Below are 14284 nucleotides of genomic sequence, written 5' to 3' on the forward strand. Positions count from 1 at the left end.
CGGTACCCGTCGGGGTGCCCGTCGCCCGCGGCGTCAAGCTGCCGTTCACCGATCACCTCACCGACCTCGGTTACGCCGCGGGTTGGCGGGTCGTGCGGGCGATGCCGGAGTCAGCGGCCCGCAACGCGTTCGACGCGGGAGCCCGCTATGCCGCCCGCGGCGGCGGTCCCGACCAGCTGCGCAAGAACCTGGCCCGCGTCACCGGCGTGGCGCCTGCCGACGTGCCCGCAGACCTGATGCGCGCCTCGCTGGCCTCCTACGCCCGGTACTGGCGGGAGGCGTTCCGGCTGCCGTCGATGGATCACGCGACGCTGGCCCTGCGTCTCGACGCCCACGTCGAGGGCAGCGGGAACATCGCCGCGGCCCTCGAGCGCGGGCGTGGTGCCGTGATGGCGCTTCCGCACAGCGGCAACTGGGACATGGCAGGGGTGTGGCTGACCAACACGTTCGGCACCTTCGCCACCGTCGCCGAACGCTTGAAGCCGGAGTCGCTCTACAACCGCTTCGTCGCGTACCGCGAGAGCCTCGGATTCGAGGTGCTCCCGCTGACCGGTGGGGCGCGACCGCCGTTCGAGGCGCTCTCCGAACGACTCCGGGGCAACGGGCTGGTATGCCTGATGTCCGACCGCGACCTCACCCGCTCCGGCGTCGAGGTGGAGTTCTTCGGCGAGCGCACCCGCATGCCCGCGGGGCCCGCGAGGCTGGCGCTCGAGACCGGCGCCGCGCTGATCCCGGCCTTCACCTGGTTCGAGGGCGAGGACTGGGGCACGCGTCTGCACGAGCCGCTGGACACCTCGTCCGGCGACGTCGGCGTCATCACCCAGGCGCTGGCCGATCGCTTCGCGGCGGGGATCGGCGCCCACCCCGCCGATTGGCACATGATGCAGCCGCAGTGGATCGCCGACCTGTCCGAGGAGCGCCGGCGGCGGCTGGCCGGAGGACGGGACGCGGGGACCGAAGGCGCGATCTGATGCGGATAGGGATGGTGTGCCCCTACTCGTTCGACGTACCGGGCGGCGTGCAGGCGCACGTCCTGCAACTCGCCGAGGTGATGCGCGGCTACGGCCACCACGTCAGCGTGCTGGCCCCTTCGTCACCGCACGTCGACCTGCCGGACTACGTGGTGTCCGGCGGCAAGGCCGTGCCCATCCCGTACAACGGGTCGGTGGCGCGCCTGCGATTCGGCCCCGCCACCCACCGTCTGGTCAAGAAGTGGTTGGCGAACGGCGAATTCGACGTACTGCACCTGCACGAGCCGAACGCGCCGAGCCTGTCGATGCTGGCGCTGCAGGCCGCCGAGGGCCCGATCGTGGCGACGTTCCACACCTCGACGACCAAGTCGCTGACCCTGTCGGTGTTCCAGGGCATCCTGCGGCCGTACCACGAGAAGATCGTCGGTCGCATCGCCGTGTCCGACCTCGCCCGGCGCTGGCAGATGGAGGCACTGGGCTCGGACGCGGTCGAGATTCCCAACGGCGTCGACGTCGATTCGTTCGCGACGGCACCGCCGTTCGACGGCTATCCCCGGCCGGGCCGCTCGGTGCTGTTCCTCGGCCGGTTCGACGAGCCCCGCAAGGGCATGAGCGTGCTGCTGCGCGCCCTGCCCGGGCTTGTCGAGGCGTTCCCCGACGTCGAGGTGATGGTCGTGGGCCGCGGCGACGAGGCCGAACTCGCCTCCGAGGCAGGCGATCTGGCACGGCATCTGCGCTTCCTCGGCCTCGTCGACGACGCGGAGAAGGCCTCGGCGATGCGTAGCGCCGACGTCTACTGCGCACCCAACACGGGAGGCGAGAGCTTCGGCATCGTCCTGGTCGAGGCGATGGCCGCGGGCACGGCCGTGGTCGCGAGCGACCTCGACGCGTTCCGCCGGGTGCTCGAGGACGGCGAGGCAGGCCGACTAGTGCCGGTCGACGACGCCGCGGCGCTGGCCGCCGCGTTGATCGAGATGTTGAGCGACGACGAGGCCCGGGCGCGCTACGTGGCTGCGGCGGCGCTCGCGGTGCGGCGCTACGACTGGTCGGTGGTCGCTCGTCAGATCCAGCAGGTCTACGAGACCGTCGCCGGTGCCGGCGTGAAGGTCCAGGTGGCGGGATGACGGTCGGATGGGTCCTCGTCGTCGTCGCGACACTGATCCTGATCGTGCTGGCGATCGGCGGCGTGTGGGCCTACCAGACCGCCAACCGACTGGACCGGCTGCACGTGCGCTACGAACTGTCCTGGCAGGCGCTCGACGGTGCCCTCGCCCGCCGCGCCGTGGTGGCTCGCGCCGTGGCGACCGACGCCTACGGGTCCAGTCCGCCCGGGCAGCGGCTGACCGCACTGGCCGACATCGCCGAACGCGCCCCGCGGTCCAGCCGGGAGGACGCCGAGAACGACCTGTCCGCCGAACTGGCCCTGGTGGACGCGACGTCGGTGCCGCTGCCCCTGGTCGCCGAACTCGCCGACGCAGAGGCGCGCGTGCTGCTGGCCCGCCGGTTCCACAACGACGCCGTCCGCGACACGCTGGCCCTTCGCGAACGCCCGCTCGTCCGCTTCCTGCACCTCGGCGGAACGGCCGCGATGCCGACGTACTTCGAGATCGCCGAACGGGCGACCCGCACCCTCGTCGGGCAGGCCGGCCGCCGCACCTCGGCGCGGGTCGTGCTGCTCGACGAGGACGGCTACGTGCTGCTGCTGCGCGGATCGGACCCCGCGATCGACTCCGCGACGGCGCCGCGCTGGTGGTTCACGGTCGGGGGAGCGGTGCACCCCGGTGAGTCCCTGCGCGACGCCGCGGTGCGCGAACTGGCCGAGGAGACCGGCCTGACCGTCGACCCCGGCGACCTGATCGGCCCGGTGTGGCGACGCGACGCCGTCATCGACTTCAACGGCTCCGTCATCCGCAGCGAGGAGATGTTCTTCGCCTACCGCACGGCCCGCTTCGATCCGTCGACCACCGGGCGGACCACGCTGGAACGCCGCTACATCCACGGCCATCGGTGGTGTGACGAGGCCGTCATCGCCGAGCTGGTGGCCGGGGGGGAGCAGGTGTACCCGGGGCAGCTCGGGGCACGGCTCGCCGAGGTGAACGCGCTGGCCACGGGCCTGGCGTCGGTGGGGGAACGCGAACCCGAGCCGATCCACTGACGTGCGGATCGAATCGATTTGGCCCGGCCACTAGACTGATTCAGTACTCATTTGGAGGAGATAGTTGTGAATACCGCACCTGGAACGAACGGGTCGGTGAACGGCCAGACCGGCACTGCCCGGGTGAAGCGCGGCATGGCCGAAATGCTCAAGGGTGGCGTCATCATGGACGTCGTCACCCCCGAGCAGGCCCGCATCGCCGAAGCCGCTGGCGCCGTCGCAGTCATGGCGCTCGAACGCGTCCCGGCAGACATCCGCGCCCAGGGCGGCGTCTCCCGGATGAGCGACCCGGACATGATCGAGGGCATCATCTCGGCGGTCACCATCCCGGTGATGGCGAAGGCCCGCATCGGCCACTTCGTCGAGGCACAGATCCTGCAGAGCCTCGGCGTCGACTACGTCGACGAGTCCGAGGTCCTCACACCGGCCGACTACGCCAACCACATCGACAAGTGGAAGTTCACCGTGCCGTTCGTGTGCGGTGCGACGAACCTCGGTGAGGCGCTGCGCCGCATCAGCGAGGGCGCGGCCATGATCCGCTCCAAGGGCGAGGCAGGCACCGGCGACGTGTCGAATGCGACCACCCACATGCGCAAGATCGGCGGCGAGATCCGTCGACTCACGTCGCTGTCGGAGGACGAGCTGTACGTCGCGGCGAAGGAACTGCAGGCGCCGTACGACCTGGTGGTCGAGGTGGCCAGGGCCGGCAAGCTGCCGGTCACGCTGTTCACCGCGGGCGGCATCGCGACCCCGGCGGACGCCGCGATGATGATGCAGCTCGGTGCCGAGGGCGTGTTCGTCGGATCGGGCATCTTCAAGTCCGGCAACCCGGAGGAGCGCGGCGCGGCGATCGTCAAGGCCACGACGTTCTACGACGACCCCGACGTGTTGGCGAAGGTGTCGCGCGGGCTGGGCGAGGCCATGGTCGGCATCAACGTGGAGGACATCGCGCAGCCTCATCGGCTCGCCGAGCGCGGCTGGTAATTCACGGGTGTCGATCGAAGAGATCCTCGACCTGGAGAAGCTCGAGGTCAACATGTTCCGCGGGGGCGTGTTCAGCCCCGAATCAGGCTTTCTGCAACGGACTTTCGGCGGTCACGTCGCAGGCCAGTCGCTGGTGTCGGCGGTGCGGACGGTGGAGCCGCGCTATCAGGTGCACTCACTGCACGGCTACTTCCTGCGTCCCGGCGACGCCAGGGCGCCAACGGTGTACCTGGTGGAACGCCTGCGCGACGGCGGCTCGTTCAGCACTCGCCGGGTCAACGCCGTCCAGCACGGCGAGACGATCTTCTCGATGTCCGCGTCGTTCCAGACCGACCAGAGCGGCATCGAACACCAGGACGCGATGCCTGCCGCCCCGCCTCCGGACGACCTCCCCAGTTTCCGGTCCGGCGGTGCGTTCGACGATGCGGGTTTCGCGCAGTTCGCCGAGTGGGACGTCCGGATCGTTCCGCGCGACCAGGTGGTCGAGATCCCTGGCATGGCGTCGCAGCAGCAGGTGTGGTTCCGCCACACCGACCCGCTGCCCGACGACCCGGTGCTGCACATCTGCGCGCTGGCCTACCTCAGCGACCTGACGCTGCTCGGGTCGGCGCAGGTGCATCATCCCGATGAGCGCAAGCACCTCATGATCGCCTCGCTCGACCACGCCATGTGGTTCATGCGGCCGTTCCGGGCCGACGAGTGGCTGCTCTACGACCAGTCGTCGCCGTCGGCGTGCGGTGGTCGAGCGCTGACCCACGGCAAGCTGTTCAACCAGTACGGCGAGATGGTGGCTGCGGTCATGCAGGAAGGTCTGACCCGCTACCAGCGCGGCTTCACGCGGCCCGGTACGTGAGCGCGCCCTGGCCCGCCGGCCGCCCGGCTCCGCGAGTCGGAGTGCTTGCGCTGCAAGGTGATACGCGCGAGCACCTGGCGGCGCTGCGCGAGGCGGGCGCCGATGCCGTCGCCGTGCGGCGCCGGTCCGAACTCGACGCCATCGACGGTCTGGTGATCCCTGGCGGCGAGTCCACCACCATGAGCCACCTGCTGCGGGAATTCGACCTGCTCGAGCCGCTGCGCGCGCGGCTGCACGAGGGCCTACCCGCCTACGGTTCGTGTGCAGGGATGATCCTGCTGTCCAGCGAGATAGTCGACGCCGGCGTTCCCGGGCGCGAGGCGCTGCCACTGGGTGGCATCGACATGACCGTGCGCCGCAACGCGTTCGGCCGACAGGTCGACTCCTTCGAGGAGGACGTCACGTTCTCCGGGCTCGACGGGACGGTGCACGCCGTGTTCATCCGCGCCCCGTGGGTGGAGCGCATCGGCGAGGGCGTCGAGGTACTCGCCGAGGCGGCCGGACATCCCGTCGCGGTGCGACAGGGCCGCGTCGTCGCGACCGCCTTCCACCCGGAGATCACCGGCGACCGACGGGTGCATCACCTGTTCGTGTCGTCGCTCTAGCAGGCCCACGTAGACTGGCCGATCGGACTTTCTCGGTAGAGAGCAGCAGCAGCACACGAGCAGCAGATGAGAACGAGGTAGCACTGCATGAGCGGCCATTCCAAGTGGGCGACCACCAAGCACCAGAAGGCCGTCAAGGACGCGCGTCGCGGCAAGGAATTCGCCCGGCTGATCAAGAACATCGAGGTCGCGGCCCGTACCGGCGGCGGTGACCCGTCGGGCAATCCCACCCTCTACGACGCCATCCAGAAGGCGAAGAAGACGTCGGTGCCCAACGACAACATCGAGCGCGCCCGCAAGCGCGGCGCAGGTGAAGAGGCCGGCGGCGCCGACTGGCAGACCATCATGTACGAGGGATACGGCCCCAACGGAGTCGCGGTCCTCGTCGAATGTCTGACCGACAACAAGAACCGGGCCGCCGGCGAGGTGCGCGTGGCAATGACCCGCAACGGCGGCAACATGGCCGACCCGGGCTCGGTGTCCTACCTCTTCTCCCGCAAGGGCGTGGTGACGCTGGAGAAGAACGGGCTCACCGAGGACGACGTGCTCACCGCGGTGCTCGAGGCCGGCGCCGAGGACGTCAACGACCTTGGCGAGATGTTCGAGGTCATCTCCGAGCCGACGGATCTGGTGGCCGTGCGCACCGCACTGCAGGATGCGGGCATCGACTACGACTCGGCCGATGCCAGCTTCCAGCCGTCGGTGTCGGTGCCCGTCGACGCCGAGGGTGCCCGCAAGGTGTTCAAGCTCGTCGATGCGCTCGAGGACAGCGACGACGTGCAGAACGTCTGGACCAACGTCGACATCTCCGACGAGGTGGCCGCTCAGCTCGACGAGGACTGAGTCCCCGTCGCTTCGCTCGCCCTAGTGAGGAACGCGCCGATCTCGTGCGCGGTCTGCTCGGGTTGATCCAGCATGATCAGCACCTTGGCGTCGTCGATCATCCGCAGCGTGCCGCCGGTGAGGTCGGCGAGCCGCTCGGCATGGGCCACCGGCATCACGCGCTGATCGCTCCACAGCACCAGGACCTCGCCCTGGAACTCGGCGAGCCGCTCGGTGGCGCGGACCAGGTCGCGCTTGGAGAACCTGGTCCTGGCGTACTTCAGCAGGTCCCTGCGGATTCGCACGTCGGCGATGCCGGGGTCGGTCCACGCCTCCATCACGTCCTGGGGGATCGAGGTGGCGGCCATCATCCCGAACATGAAGAACCGGTTGCGCAGCCACGGGATTCGCATCTGGCTCAGCGCGAGCTTGACGGTGCCCGTGGTCCGGGTGGCCAGCCAGGTGACCTTGCCGGGGAAGCCGGGCGGGAAGTTCTCGAACGCCTCCGCCGGGCAGATCACCATGCGCGACACCCGCCCGTCCCGGCCGAGGTCTGTGAGGAACAGCGGGCCGCCCCAGTCGGTCACCACCAGGACGACGTCGGTGAGGTCGAGGGCGTCGAGGAAGTCGGCGACCACGCTCACCATGCCCGGCATCGTGAGGTCTGCGTCGTCGCGCATCGGGATCCGGTGCCCGCCGATCGGCAGCACGGGCAGCAGGTAGCGGAACCCGGGCGGGAGGTGGCCGAGGGCGCGGGCCCAGACCGTGTCGTTCATCAGCAGGCCGTGCAGCAGGACGACGGGCGGGCCGTGGGGATCGCCCTCCTCGCGGTACTCGATGGTGCCTGCCGGGACGTCGATGGACTGCATTGGCCACTCCTTTAGAACGCCGGTTCTAGAATGTATGCTCTAGTCTGTCGGTAGGAGGCGACGATGGCAAGGTCCACGCGGGAGACGATCCTGACGGCGGCGGCGGAACTGATGCGGCACAAGGGCTATGCCGCGGTGGGGATGAAGGACGTCGTCAAGGCGTCCGGCGCGCCGATCGGCTCGCTGTACCACCACTTTCCCGGCGGGAAGGTGCAGATCGCCCGGGAAGCGTTGGTCAACGCCGGCATCGCCTACGGGATGCTGATCCCCACCCTCGTCGACCCGCACGACGACCTGGGCGAGGCAATCGAGGCGGTGTTCGCGCAGGCTGCCGACGACATGGCGGCGACCGGGTTCGCCAACATGTGCCCCGTCGCCAGCGTCGCCTCCGAGGTGGCCGACACCGTCGAGGAACTCCGCACGACGACCGCCGCAGTCTTCGACGGATGGCTGGACGGGGGCACCGCCTACTTCGTCGAGCGCGGTATCCCCGACGCCGCTGCCCGCGACGTCACCGTCGCGCTGGTCGGTGCGCTCGAGGGTGCCTTCGTCCTCGCGCGCACGCTGCGCAGCACCGAACCGCTGCTGGTGGCGGGGCGGGTGCTGGCGCCTGCGTACCGCGGGCAGCGGCTATGCGACCGGGGCAGCGATCAGCCGCGGCCGGAGGACCGGACGAGTTCACCGTTCGACTCGGCCGTGCGGTCGTCGAAGTCCCGGGCGCGCTGATCGGCTTCCGCGCTGCCCGAGAACAGCCCGGGGGCCGACGGGCGGGCGGCCTCGGCGTCCACCGCGGGACGATCGTCTTGCTCCGGCGGCGTCGCAGTCGGTTCGATGCGCTGGATGGGAACCACTCCGCCGGTGCGGCGCACCCAGTCGACCATGCCCTCGCGGACGGCACACCGGAGATCGAACAGCGCGCCGGCATTCGGGGCGCTCACCACGATGCGTACTCGCACCACGCCGCCGACGGCGTCGGTCACCTGCAGGACGCCGCTGCGGCCGTCCCACTGCTCGCTCGCGGCCAGTAGCCGGTCCAGTTCGGCGCGCATGTCGTCGAACGGCACCGAGAAGTCGACGTCGAACTCGACGGTCCCCATGATCTGGGTGGCGTTGCGCGTCCAGTTCTCGAACGGCGTGGTGGTGAAGTACGTGCAGGGCAGCACCAATCGCCGCTCGTCCCACAGGCGGACCACGACGTACGTCAGCGTGATCTCCTCGATGCGGCCCCACCAGCGGCCCTCTTCGAGTTCGACGACGTCGCCCACGCGGATCGCACCGGAGAAGGCGATCTGCATGCCGGCGAACACCGCACCCAGCGACGTCTGCGCCGCCAGGCCCGCGACCACCGACAGCACGCCCGCCGAGGCGAACAGCGTCGTACCGATGTCGGAGAACTTGGGGAAGGTCATGAGGATCGCCGCGACGCCCATCACGACGACGATGGCCGTTGCCAGCCGCTTGAGCACGGTGACCTGCGTGCGGATCCGGCGCCACTGGCGGTCGGCGTCGGTGATCTCGTCGTCACCACCGCCGTACAGTGCGATCGCCCGCCGTTCGGCGACTTCGACGAAGCTCGCCAGCAGCCAGGTCAGCGTCGCGATCAGCAAGATGAGCAGGGTGTGGTCCACCCAGGCACGCCACGAATCGGCAGGCGTCGAGGCCCGTTGCACCGCCACCGTCGCGGCGAAGACGATCAGCGAAGCTCGCACCGGCAGGCGCGTCAGCTCGGCGATGTCGCACACCATGGCGCTGCGTCGACCCAGGCGTCCGACGACCCAGGTGAGGACCACCCCCAGCAGATAGGCGAGCACCACGGCACCTGCGACCCAGGCGAGCGTGACGGCGAGATTCGTTGCGGAAGCGAGTTCGTTCTCGTCGGGCATCGTGTGAAAACAGCCTTAGGGGTTGGGGTCGGGACCCGTTCGACGGTAGCGGCGCAAACCCACGCCGTCACATCGCCTTCGGTGTCCGAGTCGGTGATTGCCGCGCGAAAACCGTGCTCTGACAGCGAAGATGGCGCCGTGGCCGTCGTCGTATCCGATCCTGGTGTGTGCAGTGGAGTGTGCGTCGGAAGTGGTGGCCGTTCCTCGGCGCCGAGATTCCTCGGCGCAGGCATCAGTACGGGCGATTCGTCCTCTGAACCGGGCCCTCTCAACCGGGGCGCGTGTCCTACCCGATGCGCCGCGCGGGACCGACTACGCTCTCGAACAACTGTTCGGGGACGAGGCGCGTAGGAGAGTCGAGTGCGGGTGATGGGCGTGGATCCCGGCTTGACGCGATGCGGCCTGTCCATGATCGAGACCGGGCGCGGCCGCGACGTCACCGCGCTCGACGTCGACGTGGTGCGGACGGCGGCCGACGAACCGCTGGCGCGGCGCCTCATGGTGATCAGCGACACCGTCGAACACTGGATGGACACCCACCTGCCCGACGTCATCGCGATCGAGCGGGTCTTCGCCCACCAGAACGCCAACACGGCGATGGGCACCGCGCAGGCCGGCGGTGTGATCGCCCTGGCCGCGGCCAAGCGCGAGATCGACGTGCACTTCCACACGCCCAGCGAGGTGAAGGCGGCGGTCACCGGCAACGGCAGGGCCGACAAGGCCCAGGTCACCGAGATGGTCACCAGAATCCTCAAGCTGCAGTCCAAGCCGACCCCGGCCGACGCCGCCGACGCCCTCGCGCTGGCCATCTGTCACTGCTGGCGTGCGCCGATGATCGCGCGGATGGCCGCGGCGGAGGCGATGGCCGCCGAACAGAAGCGCAAGTATCAGGCCAAGCTGAAGGCAGTGCGATGATCGCCTCGGTACGTGGCGAGGTGCTCGACATCGCACTCGACCACGCCGTGATCGAGGCCGCCGGGGTCGGGTACAAGGTGATGACCACGCCGGCGACGCTCGCCACGCTGCGCAGAGGCACCGAGGCCAGGCTGATCACCGCGATGATCGTGCGTGAGGACTCGATGACGCTCTACGGGTTCGCCGATCCGGAGTCGCGTGACCTGTTCACCACGCTGCTCGGGGTGTCGGGTGTCGGTCCGAAGATTGCACTTGCGACGCTCGCGGTGTACGACCCGCAGACGTTGCGTCAGGCCCTCGGCGATGGCGACGTCACCGCGCTGACGCGGGTGCCGGGCATCGGCAGGCGCGGCGCCGAACGACTGGTGCTCGAACTCCGCGACAAGATCGGGCAGATGACGTCGGGTGCCGGAGCGGTCGTCGGCGGCCACGCCATCCGCGGCCCGGTCGTCGAGGCGCTGATCGGGCTGGGCTTCGCGGCCAAGCAGGCCGAGGAGGCCACCGACAAGGTGCTCGCCGAGGACCCCGACGCCACCACGCAGAGTGCGCTGCGGTCCGCGTTGTCGATGCTGGGCAAGAAGTAGGCGGTGAGGTGACATGGGGCGGTTCGAATTGGACCCAGAAGACGGCGCTGCGGCCGAGGACGAAAGAGACGTCTCGGCCGCACTGACCGTCGGCGAAGGCGACGTCGATGCCAGCCTGCGCCCGCGGACCCTGCGGGAGTTCATCGGTCAGCCCCGGGTGCGCGAGCAACTGCAGCTGGTCCTCGAGGGCGCCAAGAACCGCGGCGGCACGCCAGACCACATCCTGCTGTCGGGTCCGCCCGGCCTCGGCAAGACGTCGCTGGCCATGATCATCGCTGCCGAACTCGGTACGTCGCTGCGGGTTACGTCGGGTCCGGCTTTGGAACGCGCCGGGGACCTCGCCGCGATGCTGTCCAACCTCGTCGAGGGTGACGTGCTGTTCATCGACGAGATCCACCGGATCGCGCGGCCCGCCGAGGAGATGCTGTACCTGGCGATGGAGGACTTCCGCGTCGACGTCGTCGTCGGCAAGGGGCCCGGCGCCACGTCGATACCGTTGGAAGTCGCGCCGTTCACGCTCGTCGGCGCCACCACGCGCTCGGGCGCGCTGACCGGCCCGCTGCGCGACCGGTTCGGCTTCACGGCGCACATGGACTTCTACGATCCGATCGAACTGGAGCGAGTGCTCACCCGATCGGCGGGCATCCTCGGCATCGAGGTCGGCGCCGACGCCGGTTCGGAGATCGCGCGGCGCTCGCGCGGCACGCCCCGCATCGCCAACCGGCTGCTGCGGCGGGTCCGCGACTACGCCGAGGTACGCGCCGACGGCGTCATCACCCGTGACATCGCCAAGCTCGCACTGGAGGTGTACGACGTCGACGAACTCGGCCTCGACAGGCTCGACCGTGCCGTGCTCTCCGCGCTGACCCGAAGTTTCGGCGGGGGACCGGTCGGGGTGTCGACGCTCGCCGTCGCCGTCGGCGAGGAGGCCACCACGGTCGAAGAGGTGTGCGAGCCGTTCCTGGTGCGCGCCGGGATGATCGCCCGCACGCCACGCGGCCGGGTCGCGACCAGTCAGGCCTGGCACCATCTCGGCATGACGCCGCCCGCTGGCGTCACCAGCCTCGGGCAGCCCGGCCTGTTTGAATGATCGTCTTGCGCAACATGACTGGGAGATTTCGATGATCACCGCGGCATCGTCGTTCGCAGCCCTTGCGGCACTGCTGCACGTCTACGTCTTCGTACTCGAGTCGTTTCAGTGGACGTCGCCGCGCACGAGGGCGACGTTCGGCACCACGGCCGAGGAAGCCGAGACCACCCGGCTGCTGGCCTTCAATCAGGGGTTCTACAACCTCTTCTTGGCCATCGTCACCGGCGTGGGCGTCGGGTTCACGATCTCCGGTGGCACCGCGGTCGGGGCGGCCTTGATCTTCGCGGGAGCCGGCTCCATGCTGGCCGCGGCGCTCGTCCTGTTCGCCTCCGATTCCACGAAGGGGCGCGCGGCGATCGTCCAAGGCACCTTGCCCGGGGTCGCGGTCGTCCTCCTCGGCATCGGGCTGGCGACAGGCGCGTCCGCGTAGTCGTCCATCGGCGTCCCCGAGACGTGGACCTGGTTCCCCCCGGAACGCTTGGCGGTGTACATGGCCCGGTCGGCCGACTCGATCAGACCCTGTAGCAGCCCGCGGATCCCGTCGGGCGGCATCCGGCGCAGCGGCACCGTGGCCACCCCGACGCTGGCGGTGACGTTCCACGGCATCGCCGCAATCTCGCGGCGCAGACGCTCGGCGAGGCCGGTGGCGTGGTGCCTGGGGCCGACGATCCCGACCACGAACTCCTCGCCGCCCACGCGGCCCAACACCGAGTCACCGCGGCGGGTCTTGCGCAGGATGTCGGCAACGGCGATCAGCGTCTGGTCACCCGCCGCATGGCCGGCGGTGTCGTTGACGCGCTTGAACGCGTCGAGGTCGATCATCACGGCCGACAGCTCGGCGGCGCGGCTCCCGATCGACTCGGCGGTCAGCGTGCGCATCGAGCGGTGGAAGCCGCGGCGGTTCGGCAGATCGGTCAGCGGGTCGACGTCGGACTTCAGGGCATCGACGCCGAGGACGTGCACCAGGACATGGGCTGAGTAGGGCACCGCCAGAACGCCGACGGTCAATATCAGCAATTTGCTGAGCGCTGCGAACGGATCGAGGTGCGTCGCTATCTGAACTGCGCAGATCGTGGCGGTCGTCGCTGACACCGCCAGGGTGAGCAACAGCGCTCGGCTGGTGTGGAAGAACGCCACGTATCCGGCGAGCGCGGCGAACGCCGTTGCACCCTGCAGCCCGGCCACGGGGGTGGACTGCACCAGGCAGCCCGCCGCGATGCAGACCGCCAGCACTCCGGTGAAGACCAGCGACTGGCGCCGGGTGGGCCACTGGGTGGCCCACATGACCGCCATGATTCCGCACACGGCAGCGGCGAAGATCGAGATCAGCCGACTCGTGATGCTTTGCGGCCCGACCGGACTCAGTAGCATCAGCAACGGTGCAACAGCGAGGAGGAGCACGACTGCCGCGACGATGAAACGAGTGAAGCGCAGCAGATTGCGCGCCCCGAGGTACGCCGAGAGCCAATCGAAATGATCGGGTTGTCGCCACCATTGGCGAATCCAGTCCACTGCGATGTGCTCACTCTTCGTGGTGGTCGACCACGCCGCCGCGACCCCACGGGATCGGACATGGTCGGGCCCCGCTGCGATTTTCGAGTCCCCGCTCCGGATCGTACAAAACTCCGAAGCAGTTTGCTGATCAACGCCTGTCTCATACCCGGGGTATGTGTCATGCCCCTCGAGGTGCCAGTTGGTCACGAAATGGTGGAGGACGCCGGGCGCTGGTTGGTTCCGCCCTGGCGGGGGTACCTAACTGCGAGAAAGAGGAGGCTTCCATGACCACGATGAACGAACCCGAACCCCGCGTCCGCGGTGGACGCATGAGGATTCCACGCAGCCGCGGCGCCCTGAGCGGCATCGTCCTGATCCTGCTCGGCATCTGGGGGGCCGCGGTGCCCTTCGTGGGCCCGAGCTTCGACTTCGCGTACAGCCTGCAGGAGTCGTGGTCCGTCGGACGCGGCTGGCTGGAGGTACTGCCGGGCGTCGTCGCAGTGATCGGCGGCTTCCTGCTGCTGACGTCGCGCAACCGTGCCACCGGCATGCTCGGCGGCTGGCTGGCCGTCGCCGCCGGAGCCTGGTTCGTCGTCGGGCGGGCATTCGCCGGGCCGCTTGGCCTCGGCAACGTGGGTACGCCGGTCGCCGACACGGACACCAAGCGCGTGTGGCTCGAGCTGACGTACTTCTACGGTCTCGGCGCGATCATGATCTTCTTCGGTGCGATGGCGCTGGGCAGGCTGTCGGTCCGTTCGGTGCGCGACGTCGAGTTCGTCAATCGCCCGGTGGCGCACGACCGCGGCATGGTCACCACGCAGGACTCCGTGACCACCGATCCGACTGGAGCCCCCGTGGTGACCGACGGACGTCGGCCGGGGCTGAAGGACAAGTTGTTCGGCTCGCGCCGCAACCGCGGCACCCGCCGCGACGGCACCCTGGTGAATCGCTAAGCACCGACGCTCTCCTCGCAGGCGCGTGACCCAGTCACCTGGGTCGCGCGCCTGTTTTGCGTTCTGTTCCCTCCGTCACAGGTAGTGGTCGTGGATCGCCGCGGGG

Annotated in this window: 15 protein-coding genes and 1 pseudogene; 13 read left to right on the forward strand and 3 right to left on the reverse strand. The window is 69.4% G+C overall.

From position 1 onward, the window contains the following. Positions 1-14 precede the first annotated feature (14 nt). The 7 genes from LOK44_RS16630 (at position 15) to LOK44_RS16660 (ending at position 6411) form a co-directional block, all read left to right on the forward strand. Positions 15-971: a phosphatidylinositol mannoside acyltransferase gene (locus tag LOK44_RS16630; protein WP_372481265.1), complete on the forward strand. Its 957-nt coding sequence runs from the start codon at positions 15-17 to the stop codon at positions 969-971. Further along, on the forward strand, positions 971-2095 hold the full coding sequence (locus LOK44_RS16635; protein ID WP_237571218.1) for a glycosyltransferase family 4 protein: 1125 nt from the start codon (positions 971-973) through the stop codon (positions 2093-2095). Before LOK44_RS16630 ends, LOK44_RS16635 begins: the two co-directional genes overlap by 1 nt. Beyond that, a complete protein-coding gene (locus LOK44_RS16640) occupies positions 2092-3126 on the forward strand; it encodes an NUDIX domain-containing protein (RefSeq protein ID WP_237571219.1) in 1035 nt (344 codons plus the stop codon). The genes LOK44_RS16635 and LOK44_RS16640 overlap by 4 nt, the downstream gene beginning before the upstream one ends. 66 nt (positions 3127-3192) lie before the next feature. Further along, complete coding sequence (gene pdxS / locus LOK44_RS16645) at positions 3193-4110, forward strand: pyridoxal 5'-phosphate synthase lyase subunit PdxS (RefSeq protein WP_308192759.1); 918 nt, start codon at positions 3193-3195, stop codon at positions 4108-4110. Positions 4111-4117: 7 nt separating this feature from the next. Next, a complete protein-coding gene (gene tesB / locus LOK44_RS16650; protein ID WP_237571220.1) occupies positions 4118-4963 on the forward strand; it encodes an acyl-CoA thioesterase II in 846 nt (281 codons plus the stop codon). A 41-nt stretch (positions 4964-5004) separates the two neighbouring features. After that, positions 5005-5568, forward strand: coding sequence for a pyridoxal 5'-phosphate synthase glutaminase subunit PdxT (gene pdxT, locus LOK44_RS16655; RefSeq protein WP_237571221.1), 564 nt, complete (start codon positions 5005-5007; stop codon positions 5566-5568). A gap of 87 nt (positions 5569-5655) precedes the next feature. After that, positions 5656-6411 (forward strand): YebC/PmpR family DNA-binding transcriptional regulator, encoded by a 756-nt coding sequence (locus LOK44_RS16660; RefSeq protein WP_237571222.1) that lies wholly within the window; start codon positions 5656-5658, stop codon positions 6409-6411. On the opposite strand, the gene LOK44_RS16665 is transcribed toward LOK44_RS16660, so the two are convergent. Then, a complete protein-coding gene (locus LOK44_RS16665; protein WP_237571223.1) occupies positions 6393-7259 on the reverse strand; it encodes an alpha/beta fold hydrolase in 867 nt (288 codons plus the stop codon). The two genes, LOK44_RS16660 and LOK44_RS16665, sit on opposite strands and share 19 nt — an antisense overlap. Before the next feature lie 63 nt (positions 7260-7322). Here LOK44_RS16665 and LOK44_RS16670 point away from each other — a divergent pair, with 63 nt between their 5' ends. Continuing rightward, positions 7323-7985, forward strand: a complete 663-nt coding sequence (locus LOK44_RS16670; protein ID WP_237571224.1) for a TetR/AcrR family transcriptional regulator — start codon at positions 7323-7325, stop codon at positions 7983-7985. Here the strand turns inward: LOK44_RS16670 and LOK44_RS16675 are convergent. Continuing rightward, complete coding sequence (locus LOK44_RS16675) at positions 7910-9142, reverse strand: mechanosensitive ion channel family protein (RefSeq protein ID WP_237571225.1); 1233 nt, start codon at positions 9140-9142, stop codon at positions 7910-7912. The two genes, LOK44_RS16670 and LOK44_RS16675, sit on opposite strands and share 76 nt — an antisense overlap. Before the next feature lie 360 nt (positions 9143-9502). On the opposite strand from LOK44_RS16675, the gene ruvC reads away from it, so the two are divergent. From ruvC to LOK44_RS16695, 4 genes are read left to right on the forward strand one after another with little or no spacing between them, the layout of a single operon-like run. Beyond that, positions 9503-10057 carry a crossover junction endodeoxyribonuclease RuvC gene (gene ruvC, locus LOK44_RS16680; protein WP_237571226.1) on the forward strand — a complete coding sequence of 185 codons (555 nt, stop codon included), beginning with the start codon at positions 9503-9505 and terminating at the stop codon, positions 10055-10057. After that, positions 10054-10641, forward strand: a complete 588-nt coding sequence (gene ruvA / locus LOK44_RS16685; protein ID WP_237571227.1) for a Holliday junction branch migration protein RuvA — start codon at positions 10054-10056, stop codon at positions 10639-10641. Before ruvC ends, ruvA begins: the two co-directional genes overlap by 4 nt. A gap of 13 nt (positions 10642-10654) precedes the next feature. Continuing rightward, positions 10655-11731, forward strand: a complete 1077-nt coding sequence (gene ruvB, locus LOK44_RS16690; RefSeq protein ID WP_237571228.1) for a Holliday junction branch migration DNA helicase RuvB — start codon at positions 10655-10657, stop codon at positions 11729-11731. Positions 11732-11762: 31 nt separating this feature from the next. Then, positions 11763-12161, forward strand: a complete 399-nt coding sequence (locus LOK44_RS16695; RefSeq protein WP_237571229.1) for a DUF1304 domain-containing protein — start codon at positions 11763-11765, stop codon at positions 12159-12161. Positions 12162-12193: 32 nt separating this feature from the next. Here LOK44_RS16695 and LOK44_RS29785 read toward each other — a convergent pair. Next, positions 12194-13102 (reverse strand): annotated as a pseudogene (locus tag LOK44_RS29785) (GGDEF domain-containing protein); the annotation flags it as partial. Between the two features lie 416 nt (positions 13103-13518). On the opposite strand from LOK44_RS29785, the gene LOK44_RS16705 reads away from it, so the two are divergent. After that, on the forward strand, positions 13519-14178 hold the full coding sequence (locus LOK44_RS16705; RefSeq protein WP_237571516.1) for a hypothetical protein: 660 nt from the start codon (positions 13519-13521) through the stop codon (positions 14176-14178). Positions 14179-14284: the final 106 nt, after the last annotated feature.

This window comes from Mycolicibacterium lacusdiani (genome assembly GCF_021916785.1).
GTDB classification, from domain to species: Bacteria; Actinomycetota; Actinomycetes; order Mycobacteriales; family Mycobacteriaceae; genus Mycobacterium; species Mycobacterium lacusdiani.

What these genes read in the sequence shown, in the direction of transcription:
- ruvA (WP_237571227.1), top strand. Translation starts at nt 10,054, where the DNA reads ATGATCGCCTCGGTACGTGGCGAGGTGCTCGACATCGCACTCGACCAC.
- ruvB (WP_237571228.1), top strand. Translation starts at nt 10,655, where the DNA reads ATGGGGCGGTTCGAATTGGACCCAGAAGACGGCGCTGCGGCCGAGGAC.
- LOK44_RS16665 (WP_237571223.1), bottom strand. Translation starts at nt 7,259, where the DNA reads ATGCAGTCCATCGACGTCCCGGCAGGCACCATCGAGTACCGCGAGGAG.
- LOK44_RS16640 (WP_237571219.1), top strand. Translation starts at nt 2,092, where the DNA reads ATGACGGTCGGATGGGTCCTCGTCGTCGTCGCGACACTGATCCTGATC.
- LOK44_RS16660 (WP_237571222.1), top strand. Translation starts at nt 5,656, where the DNA reads ATGAGCGGCCATTCCAAGTGGGCGACCACCAAGCACCAGAAGGCCGTC.
- LOK44_RS16675 (WP_237571225.1), bottom strand. Translation starts at nt 9,142, where the DNA reads ATGCCCGACGAGAACGAACTCGCTTCCGCAACGAATCTCGCCGTCACG.
- LOK44_RS16635 (WP_237571218.1), top strand. Translation starts at nt 971, where the DNA reads ATGCGGATAGGGATGGTGTGCCCCTACTCGTTCGACGTACCGGGCGGC.
- LOK44_RS16670 (WP_237571224.1), top strand. Translation starts at nt 7,323, where the DNA reads ATGGCAAGGTCCACGCGGGAGACGATCCTGACGGCGGCGGCGGAACTG.
- LOK44_RS16695 (WP_237571229.1), top strand. Translation starts at nt 11,763, where the DNA reads ATGATCACCGCGGCATCGTCGTTCGCAGCCCTTGCGGCACTGCTGCAC.
- LOK44_RS16705 (WP_237571516.1), top strand. Translation starts at nt 13,519, where the DNA reads ATGAACGAACCCGAACCCCGCGTCCGCGGTGGACGCATGAGGATTCCA.